Source organism: Ruminococcus sp. (genome assembly GCF_017549005.1).
In the GTDB taxonomy this organism is placed as follows: Bacteria; Bacillota; Clostridia; order Oscillospirales; family Ruminococcaceae; genus Ruminococcus.
The window spans coordinates 22,565-38,193 of record NZ_JAFYYT010000046.1; the positions used below are offsets into that span (position 1 = coordinate 22,565).

16 protein-coding genes are annotated in these 15,629 nt (G+C 44.5%); 8 read left to right on the forward strand and 8 right to left on the reverse strand.

The features are described from left to right. Positions 1-5: 5 nt before the first annotated feature. From IKW96_RS11375 to dnaA, 8 genes are all read right to left on the reverse strand, one after another. Positions 6-578, reverse strand: a complete 573-nt coding sequence (locus IKW96_RS11375) for a YcxB family protein (RefSeq protein ID WP_296574765.1) — start codon at positions 576-578, stop codon at positions 6-8. 12 nt (positions 579-590) lie between these two features. Beyond that, positions 591-2,561, reverse strand: a complete 1,971-nt coding sequence (gyrB, locus tag IKW96_RS11380) for a DNA topoisomerase (ATP-hydrolyzing) subunit B (RefSeq protein WP_296574768.1) — start codon at positions 2,559-2,561, stop codon at positions 591-593. A gap of 173 nt (positions 2,562-2,734) precedes the next feature. Continuing rightward, the gene (locus IKW96_RS11385; RefSeq protein ID WP_296574770.1) at positions 2,735-3,094 is read right to left on the reverse strand and encodes a transposase; all 360 of its coding nucleotides are present in this window, start codon (positions 3,092-3,094) and stop codon (positions 2,735-2,737) included. A gap of 1 nt (position 3,095) precedes the next feature. Then, positions 3,096-3,356 (reverse strand): extracellular matrix regulator RemB, encoded by a 261-nt coding sequence (gene remB / locus IKW96_RS11390; protein WP_296574773.1) that lies wholly within the window; start codon positions 3,354-3,356, stop codon positions 3,096-3,098. Then, positions 3,334-4,482: a DNA replication/repair protein RecF gene (locus tag IKW96_RS11395; RefSeq protein ID WP_296574775.1), complete on the reverse strand. Its 1,149-nt coding sequence runs from the start codon at positions 4,480-4,482 to the stop codon at positions 3,334-3,336. The genes remB and IKW96_RS11395 overlap by 23 nt, the downstream gene beginning before the upstream one ends. Further along, positions 4,479-4,688: a S4 domain-containing protein YaaA gene (yaaA, locus tag IKW96_RS11400; RefSeq protein WP_296574777.1), complete on the reverse strand. Its 210-nt coding sequence runs from the start codon at positions 4,686-4,688 to the stop codon at positions 4,479-4,481. Before yaaA ends, IKW96_RS11395 begins: the two co-directional genes overlap by 4 nt. A gap of 31 nt (positions 4,689-4,719) precedes the next feature. Continuing rightward, positions 4,720-5,823 carry a DNA polymerase III subunit beta gene (gene dnaN, locus IKW96_RS11405; protein WP_296574779.1) on the reverse strand — a complete coding sequence of 368 codons (1,104 nt, stop codon included), beginning with the start codon at positions 5,821-5,823 and terminating at the stop codon, positions 4,720-4,722. A 462-nt stretch (positions 5,824-6,285) separates the two neighbouring features. Next, complete coding sequence (dnaA, locus tag IKW96_RS11410) at positions 6,286-7,656, reverse strand: chromosomal replication initiator protein DnaA (RefSeq protein ID WP_295084834.1); 1,371 nt, start codon at positions 7,654-7,656, stop codon at positions 6,286-6,288. A gap of 537 nt (positions 7,657-8,193) precedes the next feature. Here dnaA and rpmH point away from each other — a divergent pair. The 8 genes from rpmH to rsmG all read left to right on the forward strand — a co-directional run bounded on the left by rpmH (position 8,194) and on the right by rsmG (position 15,540). Continuing rightward, positions 8,194-8,328, forward strand: coding sequence for a 50S ribosomal protein L34 (gene rpmH, locus IKW96_RS11415; protein WP_009986162.1), 135 nt, complete (start codon positions 8,194-8,196; stop codon positions 8,326-8,328). Between the two features lie 66 nt (positions 8,329-8,394). Beyond that, positions 8,395-8,763 carry a ribonuclease P protein component gene (gene rnpA / locus IKW96_RS11420; RefSeq protein ID WP_296574781.1) on the forward strand — a complete coding sequence of 123 codons (369 nt, stop codon included), beginning with the start codon at positions 8,395-8,397 and terminating at the stop codon, positions 8,761-8,763. Then, the gene (yidD, locus tag IKW96_RS11425) at positions 8,760-9,041 is read left to right on the forward strand and encodes a membrane protein insertion efficiency factor YidD (protein WP_296574785.1); all 282 of its coding nucleotides are present in this window, start codon (positions 8,760-8,762) and stop codon (positions 9,039-9,041) included. Before rnpA ends, yidD begins: the two co-directional genes overlap by 4 nt. Positions 9,042-9,053: 12 nt before the next feature. Then, positions 9,054-10,199 (forward strand): YidC/Oxa1 family membrane protein insertase, encoded by a 1,146-nt coding sequence (locus IKW96_RS11430; protein ID WP_296574788.1) that lies wholly within the window; start codon positions 9,054-9,056, stop codon positions 10,197-10,199. A 21-nt stretch (positions 10,200-10,220) separates the two neighbouring features. Continuing rightward, positions 10,221-11,324, forward strand: a complete 1,104-nt coding sequence (gene jag, locus IKW96_RS11435) for an RNA-binding cell elongation regulator Jag/EloR (RefSeq protein WP_296574791.1) — start codon at positions 10,221-10,223, stop codon at positions 11,322-11,324. A 237-nt stretch (positions 11,325-11,561) separates the two neighbouring features. After that, positions 11,562-12,923 carry a tRNA uridine-5-carboxymethylaminomethyl(34) synthesis GTPase MnmE gene (mnmE, locus tag IKW96_RS11440; protein WP_296574794.1) on the forward strand — a complete coding sequence of 454 codons (1,362 nt, stop codon included), beginning with the start codon at positions 11,562-11,564 and terminating at the stop codon, positions 12,921-12,923. A gap of 33 nt (positions 12,924-12,956) precedes the next feature. Further along, a complete protein-coding gene (mnmG, locus tag IKW96_RS11445; protein ID WP_296574797.1) occupies positions 12,957-14,846 on the forward strand; it encodes a tRNA uridine-5-carboxymethylaminomethyl(34) synthesis enzyme MnmG in 1,890 nt (629 codons plus the stop codon). Then, the gene (rsmG, locus tag IKW96_RS11450; RefSeq protein ID WP_296574801.1) at positions 14,836-15,540 is read left to right on the forward strand and encodes a 16S rRNA (guanine(527)-N(7))-methyltransferase RsmG; all 705 of its coding nucleotides are present in this window, start codon (positions 14,836-14,838) and stop codon (positions 15,538-15,540) included. The genes mnmG and rsmG overlap by 11 nt, the downstream gene beginning before the upstream one ends. Positions 15,541-15,629: the final 89 nt, after the last annotated feature.

The window sequence follows — 15,629 nt, forward strand, 5'->3', positions numbered from 1 at the left end:
TGTTTTCATTTCTGAGTGTTTCTGACCGTATTCAGCTCCTCCTCGGAAAAACCGTCCTTCGGAAGTATATATATGCTTTCCTTTCCCGACAATATCAGGAAAAAGCCGTCATATTCAAGAAGCTGATACTTTTCATCAATATTTATCCTTGTTTTTTCCGGGAGCGGATCATCTTTCTCTGAAGCTATCCTGTCTTCCTCTGAAAGGTCGCTCATATCGTCAGAAACTGTGGATATATCAACATATTTACCGGCTATGCCTATCTTGTAGACAGGTTCGCCCAGCGACCTTACGGAGTCCGTAAGACTGCGGTGCTTTTTTCTCGGGTTGTACCACTCGCGGAAAGCAAATGCACAAGCCATGAGAAATGCGAGGTATGTTATATATTTCTGTCTTTTTGAAGCGTCGTTCATTGCTAAGATCCCGAAAATAAACAATACAAAGGCTATTACTGCAAATATTGCCATATAGATATAGCTTTTCGGGTATACGAATTTCTTCTGGAACGCACGGTAAGCCTCGCTGAATACCATTACGGGCACCTTGTATTCCTTTTCGAGCTTGTAGTTCTCTTCCATGTTTTCCGACCCTTATATATCGAGATCCTGTGCAAATTTAGCGTTTTTCTCTATGAAAAGACGTCTCGGCTCTACCTTGTCGCCCATGAGTATGCTGAATGTCTCGTCAGCCTTGAGGGCGTCCTCCATGCCTATCCTTACGATAGTACGGTGTTCGGGGTCCATAGTGGTCTCCCACAGCTGTTCGGGATCCATTTCACCAAGACCCTTGTATCTCTGTACAGCAACGTCATTATATTTTCCGTCCTCAGAAAGCTCTGCGATGTACCTGAGTTTCTCTTCGTCGGAAAATGCATAGCGTACATTCTTCTTGCGCTCGACCTTGAAAAGAGGCGGCTGAGCTATATATACGTTTCCGTTGGTGATGAGAGGTCTCATATAACGGAAGAAGAATGTGAGCAGCAGCGTTCTGATGTGCATACCGTCAACATCGGCATCGGCCATGATGATGACCTTGCCGTAGCGGAGCTTCTCTATATCGAAGTCCTCGCCGATACCTGTTCCGAGAGCCGTAACTACAGGCTCAAGCTTGTCGTTGCCGTATATCTTGTCTATACGGGCTTTTTCAACGTTGAGCATTTTTCCCCAAAGAGGAAGTATAGCCTGATAGCGTCTGTCGCGTCCCTGCTTTGCGCTGCCGCCCGCAGAATCTCCCTCGACGATGTATACTTCTGTATATCTTGCATCGCGCTCGGAGCAGTCAGCCAGCTTTTCGGGCATGGAATTATTTCCGAATGCGTTCTTTTTACGCTCTGCCTCTCTTGCGCGCTTTGCAGCTTCTCTCGCTCTTGAAGCTGAAAGGCACTTTTCAAAGATTATATTTGCGGTATCGGGATTTTCTTCAAGGAAGTTCATGAGCTTCTCAGTCACGAGCTTCTCAACGAAAGGCTTTACTTCGGGATTTCCGAGACGTCCCTTTGTCTGTCCCTCAAACTCGCATTCGGTAAGCTTTACGGAAACGATAGCGGTAAGTCCCTCTAAAACGTCCTCTTTCCTGAGGCTCTCTATCTCTTTTTTCGAAGCGTCCTTGCCCTTTTTATTGCTGTCCTTTTCCTTGAACTTGCCGAATTTCTTTCCGTACTCGTTTATAACTTTCAGGAGAGCGTTTTTGAAGCCCGTTTCATGGGTTCCGCCGTCCTTTGTGTGGATATTGTTTGCAAATGAGAAAACAACGTCGTTGTAGCTGTCGTTGTACTGCATTGCTATCTCGGCAAAAGCGTCGCCCTGAGTACCCGAAACGTATATTACATCTCCGCTTATAGCTTCATTTCCGCGGACTGCGTTAAGGTGCTCGACAAACTGACGGATACCGCCCTCATAGTGGAGAGTTTCGCCAATAGTCTCGGTCTTGTTGCGCTTGTCTGTGAAAACTATCTTTATTCCTGCATTGAGGAAAGCCTGTTCACGGAGCCTCTTCAGAAGGACTTCGTACTCATAGACTGTGCTCTCGAAGATCTCGCCGTCAGCCTTGAACATTACGGTAGTACCTGTTTCCTTGGTATCGCCGATGACTTTCAGCTCCTCGTCGTAGTGACCGCGCTGGAAGCGCTGGAAGTAAACGTGCTCGCCGTCCTTTACGGTGAGCTCCAGCCATTCTGACAGAGCGTTTACAACAGATGCACCGACGCCGTGGAGACCGCCTGATACCTTATATCCGCCGCCGCCGAACTTACCGCCTGCGTGGAGTATGGTATATACGACTGTCGCCGCAGATATTCCTTCCTTCGGGTGGATACCTACAGGTATTCCTCGTCCGTTGTCGGAAACGCGGATAACGTCGCCCTCAAGTATCTCAACAGTTATCTCGGTACAGAAGCCTGCAAGGGCTTCATCTATGGAGTTGTCCACTATCTCGTAAACGAGGTGGTGAAGTCCGCCTGGTCCTGTTGAACCGATGTACATACCCGGTCTCTTGCGGACTGCTTCAAGTCCCTCGAGAACTTGTATGTCGTTTTCATCGTAGTTGTTGTTCTGCTGACTCATGATTTACCTCCAATGATTTTGGTCGTATATGTCATTTACCCAATTTATGGGGTTATTGTCAATGTAATCGCAAATTTCGATATATTCCTTTTCATTGCGGATTATGTGGTCGTAAAAAGACCTTTGCCATACCGAAAAGACTATTTGTTTTGTTGATATCGTCTTTAAACCGTTTATATTATCAGATTAACAGACTTTGTAGGGGAGGCCGCCCTCGGCCTCCCGATGTCTTCTGTATCATAATCTGAAACAAACAATATCATGTGTATATGGTCAGGCATTATAACGTATTTTTCCACAGAAACATATTTATATATCTCATTTGTCTTGAGAATATTGTTATTTACAATTTTTCCAATATCCGTCAATTTTATATTCGGGAGGCCGAGGGCGGCCTCCCCTACAGGGGTATCCTCAGTTATTTCAGAAAAATAACGTGTCCTGTTTTTGGCACATATGGTTATAAAATATGATCCGTTAGACGAATAATCGTAATTTTCCAATCTGATATTTTTTCGCGTCTGCCCTTTCATATCAGAATCCTCCGCCGTTTTTCAGGCGTTTTTTCAGCGTTGCTGCCGACAGCAATGATATATATACCCTCTCTCTGCCGTTCTTCATGGTTATTATGAAGCTCTTCGGCATTTCGTAGGTCGTATAGATACAGTGGTGCTCCTTTTCTGCTCTTTCAAGCAGTTTCTTGGTACACTTTTCAACAGTTGTGTTCTCAATGTCGAAAATTCCCACCACATCTCTTATATCAACAGTATAATTATTCCCTATGTGAAGATACATCTTCTTCCACCTCAACAGCGCTCCCACCGCTGATATGCAGGACTTTTCCCTTTATTTCAGGAAGAAGCGCATTTTCATTCGGAGTTGTTATGAATACCTGCATATCCTTGATGATATCAAACACGAACCTCTGACGATTTTCGTCAAGCTCGCCCATAACATCGTCAAGAAATATGACAGGTGCGTCCTTCGACTTCTGCATATATATCTCAGCCTGTGCAAGCTTCATCACGAGAGCCGCACTCTTTATCTGTCCCTGGGAACCATAATCCTTGGCACTGACGCCGTTTATCTTTATGAGTATCTCGTCGCGGTTGACGCCTGCATGGGTGCTTCCCGTTCTGATGTCATAATCCGAAGTCTCCGAGAGCTTTCTGTAATACTGCTCGTATGCCTCCTCGCCGCAGGGCCTGGCAAAGTCCTCGGGTTTATAGACATTGGACCTGTATTCCAGCTCAAGCTCTTCCGTTCCTCCCGAGATAGTGCGGTAAAGTCTGCCGCATATCCCGTTGAATCTCTCGATATATTCATGTCTCATATAGGATATGACGGCTCCTTCCTTTGAAGCCTGCCTGTCCCATATCTCAAGTATGCTTTTGTCGGTATTTCCCTGCATTATGCCCTTTAACAGAGCATTTCGCTGATTCATTACGGCATTGTTCTTGTTGAGATGCATGACAAATACCGGATTCAGCTGAGAAGCTGCCATATCTATGAAATTACGCCTTTTTTCGGGAGAACCCTTTATTATGTCAACATCGTCGGGAATGAACGCGATACACTTGAAAACGTCGAATAAAGCCCTCGTACCCTTCTGTTTCACGCCGTTAAGGTGTATATTTTTCGGATTTGCAGCGCTTTTCGTCATCTCAAAGGATATCTTCTGTTCGCGGACGCTGTCAAGGAGCTTTATTTTCGACTCCATGCGGTTCCCGTCAAGGCAGATATAGTCCTTTTCCTTTGAGCCGCGGAAGCTTTTGCAGCCCGAAAGTATCCACATAGCTTCAAGAAGATTGGTCTTTCCCTGCGCGTTCGGTCCGACGATTATATTATACTTCGGATCGGGAGCAAAGGATATGCCGTTCAAATTCTTGAAACCGTCTATGTCTGCGTAAGTGATTATCACTCTACGGTTACCTCTTGTCCGCCGAGCTCCACTTTGTCGCCGGGACGTATCTTTTTGCCCCTCATTGTGCAGACCTCGCCGTTTACGAAGACTTCTCCGTTCTGAATGAGCTGCTTTGCTTCTCCGCCGGAGCCGACAAGTGAGGCAAATTTCAGCAGAGCGTCAAGCTTTATGAACTCGGTAGTGATCTTTATCTTTTCAGCCATGATGACCAGCCTTTCAATAGCTTTTTATGCGTCAGTTCTTGAGCTGTATGGGCATTACCAGGAATATGAAGCTTTCTCCCTCAAGAGGAAGTATCTCTATTACCTTCATTGCGCCGTTGAAGCGAACACGGACCTTATCTCCCTCTGCGGCTCTGAGAGCCTCGAGGATAAGCTTGTTATTGAAGCCGATAGTAACAGTTTCACCTGAAATATCGGCAGAAATAGCGTCGTTGATCTTACCTATGCCCGTCTTGCAGCTTATCTTCATAACGCCGTTTCCAACTTCGCAGCGGATAGGCGACTTGTTCTTGTCGTCGATAAGCAGCGAGCAGCGCTCGAGACAGGTGGAGAAATCTCTCTTGCTGATTATGACCTCTGTCTTGCAGCCGCTGGGTATACTTAACTTGTAATTGTGGAAAACGCCCTCGAGAAGTCTTGATATCACGAAAACATTTCCTATCTCGAAAATAATGTGGCGGTCATTGGTGCAGACAGTGCAGAGCTTATCGGTATCGTCCTTGATAAGGGTTGATACCTCGAGAAGAGCCTTTTTCGGTACCACGAAATGATACTTCTCGGTGCAGTCTGTCATTTCATTCCTGATCGCCAGTCTGAAGCCGTCAATGGCTACCATATTGAAGCTGCCGTCCTCGATATCGAAAAGCTCGCCTGTGAGTACGGGCTTGCTTTCATTGAGGGAAGCAGCATAGCTTGTCATATTTATCATTGATTTGAGAGTGCTCTGCTTTACAGAGAAGCTTCTTGCGGAATCCACCTTCGGAAGCTCGGGATATTCGCTTGCGGACATTGCAGGGAAGCTGCACTCCGTAGCGCTGCATGATATGCTGATAACGAGGTTCTCGTCAACGTCGAAGGTGATCTCGTCTCCTGACATACGTCTTGTGAACTCGCTGAAAAGTCTTGCGCTTACAACAAATTCACCTTCACCCTCTGTATTTGCATTGATAGAGGTGCGTATGCCCATTTCGAGATTATAAGCGGTGAGCTCTACACTTCCCTGTGATACACGTACCTTTATTCCTTCAAGAGCGGGTATGGTGGATTTCTGTGATACTGCTCTGGAGACATTTCCTATTGCCTCGCTGATCTCTGTTTTATCGCAAATGAATTTCATTGTATGTGACTCCTTTGAGCTTAACATGAAAAGATAAGCTAAGATAAGAATAATTATATTGTTGTTGTTATTGGAGCGGTGGAAAAGTTAGGACAGGCTTTATTTGAAGATATACGCCGCATAACTCGTCCACAGTCAGCTGTTGTGAAATTTTTGAAATTGTGAAATAAGGGAGCTTGGGAAGAATTTTGTGTTTAAATGGTTTATCAGTGTTGAGTTGAAATGGAAAAAAAGTTGAGAAAAAAGTGGAAAGGGATATTTTGTAATTCTTTTTGATGTTTTATTTCACAAAGCTGTTAAGTGTTGAAAATTTATGATGTTGAAATCAGTTCCTGACTTTCATGCAGGGGCGGTCTGATATCAAACAATTACAGGACAAAATCTTATTGGCAGTGCCAACACAGTTTTAAACATTGTGTTGAAAACTGTGTTTAAAGATCAGGTTTCAACATTATAAACAGTTCAAACCTTGCTCTTGTCCTTGATGTTCTTGATGATGTCGTTTACGAGGTTTTTGAGGTTGTTGTCCTTTTCCATTGACTCTGTAACGCTTGTGACAGAGTAAACGATAGTGGAGTGGTCTCTGCCGCCGAACTCTGTACCGATCGAAGCAAGAGGCATCTGTGTGATCTCTCTTACCACGTAGATAGCTACCTTACGGGCTGTGGATATCTGCGCGGAGCGCTTGCTGGAGCGCAGATCGTCGGGAGATACGCCGTATACTGTTGATACCTCCGAGATGATCTTCTCAACTGTTATCGGGATAGGCTGCTCGTCTGTGAGGACGTCGCGTATAACGCTCTGAGCCATTGATATGGTTATGGGACTTCCTGCGAAGTGGTTGAGAGCCTTTAAGCGTACAACTGCGCCCTCAAGCTGTCTGATGTTGGATTTCAGGCGGTTAGCCATGAATTCTGCGACTTCGCTGGGCATTTTGAGCTCCAGGAGCTCGGATTTTCTGTTTATGATAGCAAGTCTTGTCTCGTAGTCCGGAGCTGAGATATCAGCTATGAGACCGCCCTCGAAACGTGTTCTCAGACGCTCTTCAAGGGTGAGCAGCTCCTTTGGCGGCTTATCGGAGGTGATAACTATCTGCTTGCCCTCCTGGTGGAGTTTGTAGAAGGTGTGGAAGAACTCCTCCTGCATACGTTCTCTGCCAGAGAAGAACTGGATATCGTCGATGAGGAGTATATCCGCATTCCTGTACTTGTCGTGGAAATCGGATATGGAGCTCTTGTTGAGAGCGCTTACCAGGTCGCTGCCGAAGGTCTCGCTGGTAACGTAAACGATATTGAAATCAGGATGATTCTTTCTTACCTCGTTTGCAATAGCAGTGATGAGGTGAGTTTTACCCATTCCCGACGGTCCGTAGATGAAAAGCGGATTATAATCGGGAACTGCCTTTGAGCCGCAGTTTTTAGCCACGGACTTGCTGCAGGCAAGTGCAAACTCGTTTGATCTTCCCTCGATGAAGGTGTCAAATGTGTAATCGTAATTTGCGAATTTATAGGACTGCTCGAACTCGGCGTGCTTCTGTTCGAGTTCTGCGTCTGTGGGCACCTTGATCTTTTCGGGTTCGTCAGACTGGACGTTTATAACGATATTGACGTTAAGTCCGAGGACGTTGAAGAAGGCGTCCTTTAATATCTCGTTATATGTAGTCATTACGATATTTTTCTGAAAGTCTGTCTGTACGCTGAAAATAGCTTCCGATCCGTTGAAATTGACAGGAACGAGCGGATCAATCCATGTTTTGATTCCTATTTCGGGTATTTTTCCGTTTTCGAGACAGTAGCTCTTTACTGTTTCAAAAACCTCGTCAAATGAATTCATAAAAACCTCCGAATGATTGTAAGTTTTGATGGAGAAAAAATACGATACTCTCCTATATTAATATATAAATCCATTATACCATAAACAGTGTTGAAATGCAAGCAAAAATCACTGTCAAGTATTTAAAAAATGAATGGTTTTTTAACACGTAAATTGACATATTGTTGAAAACTGTGTTGAATCAACAGAAAATTTATTTTTTTGAGCCCTATTTTCAGCCTGTGAAAAAGTTGAATGATGACTGTGAAATAGTCTTTAAAACTTTTTGCAGCACATATGTGATATTTTTTGCCCGAAAATAAAAATCAGACAATGTGTTGAAATTTCAAGGTTTAATATTCAAGATATATTGGTAAAAAAACTGAAAATGATATCAGGCGCAAAAAAATTTCCCGAATTGCTTGACACAGAAGCTTTTTTAATATATAATGATTTAGTGTAATGCAGGGCGAGTTGTCTCTGTACGCAAAAAAAGATAATCAGAGCTGTTGTTTGAACGGCTCTTGTATATGATCCGAAGAGAGGAGGACACTGAATATGAAAAGAACATATCAGCCTAAGAAGCTCCACAGAAAGAAGGAGCACGGTTTCATGAAGAGAATGGCTACCAAGAATGGCAGAAAGGTTTTAGCTCGTAGAAGATCTAAGGGCAGAGCAAGATTAACTCACTGACGAGGCTGACCACAAAATATAAATTTTGTGGTCTTTTTTGTTAGGACGCTGTATGCAGGTGCAAATATGCTTTATACGGAAATATTGAACGATAACAAGGACTTTCTCGCCCTTTACAAGAAGGGCAGATACGTTGCCTCGAAATATTCGGTGATTTATGTCAGACCTAACGGCAGACCTTTCAACCGCCTCGGTATTACCGCAGGGAAAAAAGTGGGAAATGCCGTCTGCCGCAACCGCGCCAAAAGACTTATCCGCCTCGCCTATCGCAATTCTGAGGTAAATATGCCCGTGGGCATGGATATAGTCATAGTGGCAAGAGCTGCCATATGCAGCATAAAATCAGACGAATACTGCGGCTATATCGAAAAATACGGTCTTAATGACATAAATAAGATGTTCAGAAGCTTTGATGTCAAGAATAAACGTATATGAAATATATTGTTCTGGGGATCATTAAATTCTATCGGAAATTCATTTCTCCGCTTTTTCCCCCTAAATGCAAATATTATCCCACCTGCAGCACCTACGCTCTGAAAGCTGTTGAGCGCTTCGGCGCTGTGAGAGGTTCGGCTCTTGCCGTGTGGAGGATACTCCGCTGCAATCCATGGTCAATGGGCGGCATAGACTACGTTCCCGAAAAATTCACTTTCAGGGTGAAAAAGTACGACTTCATCGATCCCGATTACGGCGATGATGATAATAAGATTTAAGAGGGATGAATATTGAACGCACTTTATGATATTATCGGTGTGCCTTTCGGCTATCTGATGAGACTTATTTACTCGTTATGCAATAACTATGCCGTGGCAATCATACTGTTTACGGTAGTTACGAGAATACTGCTCTTCCCCGTCAACTATAAGACACAGAAGGGCGCTGCAAGAATGCAGCTTTTAAACCCAAAGCTTGAAAAGCTCAGAAAAAGCTTCGCAAACAATCCTCAGAGACTTCAGGAGGAACAACAGAAGCTTTATCAGCAGGAAGGCGTAAACCCTATGGGTTCATGTCTCCCCGCATTTATACAGATGTTCCTGCTTTTTGGCGTTATCGACGTTATCTACAAGCCGATAACCCATATCCTTAACATATCCAAGAACGTTATCGAAAGCGCTGTCGATATTGCAAAAGGTATCACAGGCGATAAGAACCTCACAATGTCAAACCTCAGATGTGAGCTCATGACTATGGAAAATCTCAGGGACAACGGGGAAAAGTACGCTTCCCTGGGAGAGAATTTCTTATCAAAGGTAAGCGAATTCGGCGAGAAGTTCACACTTTTCGGTGCAAATCTCGGAAAAACCCCTACTTTCAGTCCGGAGAGCGGTTGGACAAAGGAAGCGATAATACTCGTTATGATCCCTTTCCTTGCAGGTCTTTCACAGCTTCTCGTATCTGTTTACGGTCAGATACATCAGAAGAAAACAAATCCTGTTACACAGCCCGGCGGCGGATGCATGACAGTTATGATATATGTACTTCCGCTCCTTTCGATATGGTTTGCATTCCAGGTGCCCGCAGGTATCGGTTTCTACTGGATATGGTCATCAGTATTTTCATTCATTATAACCTTTGCGCTTAACTGCTACTTTACTCCCGAGCGCGTTAAGGTGATAAATGAGCAGGAAAAAGAAAAAGCAAGAATTTATGCAGAAAAACATCCGAATAAGAAGACTTTCATGCAGAAGATGCTTGAACAGCAGGCTGCTCTCGAAGAACAGCAGAAGGGCAGTTCTTCTTCTGGCAAGTCAAGCGGCGTTTCACGTTCAGAACAGAACAAGGCTAACCGCGACAAGCTCAAGGAAGCAAGAAGACGTATGGCTGAAAAGTATGGAGATTCTTACGAAGATGATAATGATGAAGAGGACTGAGTCCTCAGGGAGGTATAAAGTATGACAGAAATTTTCACAGCACGATCCGTTGAAGAGGCTAAGGAAATGGCCGCTGAGAAATTCGGAAAAAAGATCAGTGAGATCAGATTTGAAATTCTTGACGAAGGCAAAAAGGGTCTTTTCGGAATTGGTTCAAAAGAAGCAAAAGTCAAGGCAACTGTTGCAGACAGTGCTCCTGTACAGGAAACAGCTCCCAAGGCTGCTCCCGAAGCTCCTAAGACTACAACAGCTCCTGAAAAGAAGGCTGAGCCTGTAACAAAGACAGTTGCAGCTGAAAAGTCCGTTGTAACAACAGAAACAAAGGCTGCAGAGAAAGCATCTGAGCCTGTAAAGGCAGAAAAAACCGAGAAAAATGCTGCCGGCGAAGCTGAAAATGCTCCCGAGGCTCTTGATGAAGAGGCATATTCACTTGACAACTTCACTCTTATCGAGGACGAAGCTCTTATCAATCCTAAGGTAAAGCTCGCTATGGATTATATCACAAGCATACTCAGAGCTATGGACGTTGACGTTGAATTCAAGGTTTATCAGAACGAGACAGGCGCTGTTATCAATCTCGAAAGCGATAATAACGGTACTATCATCGGCAGACGCGGTGAGACTCTCGATTCTATCCAGTATCTCTGTTCTATCATTGCAAATAAGGGCGATAAGGATTATTACAGGATCACTATCGACTGCCTCGGCTACAGGAACAAGAGAAAGGATACTCTTGAGCAGCTCGCTGCAAAGGTTGCAAAGTCCGTTCTCAGAACAGGCCGTTCACAGCCACTCGAGCCTATGAATCCTTATGAGAGAAGAGTTATCCACTCTGCTATCTCAAATATCGAGGGAGTTTCTTCACGTTCAGTCGGCGAAGAGCCATACAGAAAGATAATCATTTCTTCAAATAACCCGAGAAGAGGCGGCGGCAGACGCGATAACAGACGCGACGGCGGCAGAAGAAATGACAACAGAAGAAACGGCGGTCAGAGAAACCGCGACAGAGAGGTAAATATGGAGCGCAGAAGCGTTAACCTCTCAACAAGCTTTGAAAAAGACTATAAGAGACCAAAGCCTGAGGACGAGATCCAGGGCGGTCTTTACGGAAAGATAGAGCTTTAATCGAATATCTGAAACAACGGCTTTAAATGTTATATAAAATAAAGGCTTATGGGTATTTATCGGGGAAAACCTTTCTGAGGAAAGGTTCTTCCCCGAACCCCTTTCCAAAGACTTTTAATCCAAAGTTTTAGGAGAGGAGTTTGAGGAGAAACCCTTTTTAAAAAGAGGTCTCCTCAATAAATATACACAAAACTTATTTATATACATATACGCCGTTGTTTTTTTAGGAGTGGTTTAATGTCAACAATAGCTGCGATATCGACTCCGAATGCTATAGGCGGAATCGCTGTTATACGTATCTCAGGTGAGGGTGCGATAGAAGTTGCGGAGAAGATATTCTCACCTTTCGGCAGTAAAAAGGTCTCGGAAATGGAGGGCTATACCTGCGCTTACGGGATCGCTCATAACGGGAACGAGCGCCTTGACGACTGTATTCTCACTGTGTTCCGGGCTCCTCACAGCTACACTGGCGAGGATATTGCGGAGCTTTCATGTCACGGCGGACTTTACGTTACAAGAAAGGTCCTCAGGGCGGCTCTTGCAAACGGAGCAGTCAATGCGGAAGCTGGCGAGTTCACAAAAAGGGCGTATCTTAACGGAAAACTTGACCTTACACAGGCAGAAGCCGTTATGGATATAATTTCCGCTAAGGGCGAGCGTGAGCTGAAAATGGCGGAAAGTCTACGCGAGGGTGCAGCTTTCAAAAAGGCTAAGAAATGCTCGGACAAGCTGCTGAAAATTCTCGGCGACCTTGCTGCCTGGGCGGATTATCCCGAGGAGGATATCCCCGAGGTCCGTCCCGAGGTGCTGTCCGAGGAACTGAAAGGCGTTCGTGACGAGCTCAGGTCGCTTATCGCAAATTACGACAGCGGACGTATTCTTCGCGAGGGTGTGGCTACGGCGATAATCGGCCGCCCGAATGTGGGTAAGTCCACGCTGTTCAACTGTCTTAGCGGCTGTGAAAGAAGTATCGTTACGGAGATCGCAGGCACGACGAGAGATGTCATTGAGGAGTCGGTTCGTATCGGCGATATAACTCTCAGGCTTTCTGATACGGCGGGTATCCATGAGACCGATGATGTTATCGAGGGTATCGGCGTGGAAATGGCTGAAAAAATGATATCAAAGTCGGAGCTCGTAATTGCAGTTTTTGACGGAAGTTGTCCGCTCACCGAGGACGATTTATATTTAATTAATAAAATTAATAAAGATAATACAGTCGCGGTCATCAATAAAAATGATGTTGAGCAGCTGCTGGACACTTCCCTTCTTGAACAGAAAATACAACATATAGTATATCTTTCAGCTAAAGAAAACACAGGTGTTGATGAACTTTACGATAAGATCCAGACCATTTTTAAACTTAATGAAGCTGATTTTGATACTGCAACAGCTGCAAATGAGCGACAGAAAAAGTGTATCGACAAGGCGCTTGAAGGTATTGAAAGTACTATTTTATCACTTGAAATCGGTGAAATGCTTGACGCTGTCAATATTCTCGTTGATGAGGCTGAGCAGTCGCTTCTCATGCTTACAGGCGAGAAAGTTACCGACGCTGTTGTTGATGAAGTTTTTTCACGTTTTTGTGTGGGAAAATAATGTTTCATGTGAAACATTAAAGGAGGGATATTTTTGAATTACGAAATGGGTGAATTTGATGTAGCGGTAGTCGGTGCAGGTCATGCAGGAGTGGAGGCGGCTCTTGCCGCCGCAAGACTCGGCTGTAAAACTGTCATGTTTACTATATCGCTGGATCAGATCGCTAATATGCCTTGCAACCCCTCAATCGGTGGAACTGCAAAGGGTCACCTGGTCCGTGAAATAGACGCTTTGGGCGGAGAAATGGGCAAAGCTGCCGATAAATGCTTCATTCAGAGCCGTATGCTAAACCGCGGAAAGGGTCCTGCAGTACACAGTCTGAGAGTTCAGGCGGACAGAGTTGAGTACCATAAGTACATGAAAAATGTCTGTGAAAAGCAGAAAAATCTGTATGTTAAGCAGGCGGAAATATCAGACGTACTTGTTGATAATAATAAAATTACAGGTGTGCGGACAAAACTCGGAGCTGAGTATCGTGTGAAAGCAGTCATAATCGCAACGGGTACTTATCTCAAAGGTAAGATTCACATAGGCGAAGTTTCATATGAAAGCGGTCCTGATTCTGCGTTACCCAGTAATTTACTATCGAAAAGTCTTATTGAAAGCGGCGTTGAGCTCCGCAGATTCAAGACAGGAACTCCGTGTCGTGTTAACAAGAGAAGTATTAATTTTGATATAATGGAAAGACAGGACGGTGACGAAAAAATTGTCCCCTTTTCATTTGAAACGGATCCTGACAAGCTTGATAATAAAGTAAGCTGTTTTGTGACATATACCAACAGTAAAACCCATGAAGTCATACTTGCAAACCTTGACAGGTCACCATTATACTCGGGTAGAATAGAGGGAGTAGGTCCACGATACTGTCCGTCAATCGAGGACAAGATAGTGAGATTTTCAGACAAACCCCGACATCAGCTTTTTGTGGAGCCCATGGGAATGAGTACAGAAGAGTACTATTTACAGGGAATGTCATCATCACTGCCTGAGGACGTGCAGCTCGCGTTTCTTAGAACAATAGACGGACTTGAAGACGTAGAGATAATGAGACCTGCATACGCAATCGAGTATGACTGCTGCAACCCGAATCAGCTTCTTCCGACCCTTGAATTCAAAAACGTAGAGGGACTTTACGGGGCCGGTCAGTTCAACGGAAGCTCGGGATATGAAGAAGCAGCTGCTCAGGGAATAGTTGCGGGAATCAATGCTGCACTGAAAATAAAGGGTAAAGAGCCTATGATACTTGACCGTGCGAGCTCTTATATCGGCACTTTGGTCGATGATCTTGTAACTAAGGGCTGTTCAGACCCCTACAGAATGATGACTTCACGAAGCGAGTACAGGTTGATTCTTCGTCAGGATAACGCAGATCAGAGACTTACGCCTATCGGCTACAAGCTCGGACTTATCTCTCAGGAGCGTTATGACGCGCTGCTTGAGAAGGAAAGGCTCACTGCAGAGGAGATCGAGAGAGTTTCGAAGCTAAATATTTCGCCGTCTGTGGAGCTTAATGAGTTCCTTGAAGCACATGGAACTTCCCCTCTTGCGACGGGCTGTAAAATGTCTGATCTTATCCGCCGTCCGCAGATCTACTACAATGATCTTAGCGAATTTGATGAGGAAAGACCTGAACTTCCGCCCGATGTTGCGGAACAGGTGGAACTTCAGATTAAATACGAGGGATACATTCAGAAACAGCTTCAGCAGATCGAGCAAATGCGTAAAATGGAGTCGAAAAAGCTCCCGAAGGACCTTGATTACAGCATGATATACGGTCTCAGGCTCGAAGCTGCGGAGAAACTGAACAAGATAAAGCCCTTGTCAATAGGTCAGGCGTCCAGAATTTCTGGTGTTTCGCCTGCCGACGTGTCAATGCTTGCTGTTTGGCTCATGCACGAGAAGGGAGAAAACAATGCTTCCTGAATTTGATTTATGCTGTTCCGAATTTCAGTCCGTGGGATTGGAACTGTCGCAGGAACTCTATGAAAGGCTCGATATATACGCAGATTTTCTTGTTGAGTACAATGAAAAGGTAAATCTTACGGCTATTATAGACGGTTCCGAGATACTGAAAAAGCATTTTATAGATAGTATAATTCTAAGCAAATATGTAGAAATTCCCGAAAATTCGACATTTATTGATGTCGGAACGGGTGCGGGATTTCCGTCGGTACCTTTAAAGCTGTTTTGTCCTGATATAAAGATAACTCTTCTTGACAGCCTAAACAAGCGTGTGGAGTTCCTACGTCAGCTTTGTGATAGGCTTGGTATAGAGGCTGATTTTATTCACGGACGTGCCGAAGACTTCTCAAAACTTCCCGAATACAGGGAACAATTTGATTTTTCATGTGCCCGTGCAGTTGCCAATCTTTCTCTTCTCAGTGAGTTTTGCATTCCCTTTGTAAAGGTAGGCGGCAGCTTCATTTCCATGAAGGGACCGTCAGAAGATCTGTCAGAGGGCGAAAACGCTGTGAAGCTTCTTGGCGGCAAGATCGGGAGTATTGCTGAGTACGAGCTTTTTGGCGAGCAGCGCAGGATAGTCGATGTAAAGAAAATATCGCAGACTCCGCCAAAATACCCGAGAAACAGCGGTCAGATCAAGAAGAAACAGCTCTGATAAATGATAAATAAGTCAAATGATCCGTCGTTTTAGTGAAAAACGGCGGATTTTTTTTATAGAAATTATTTCCGACAGGTATTATAATA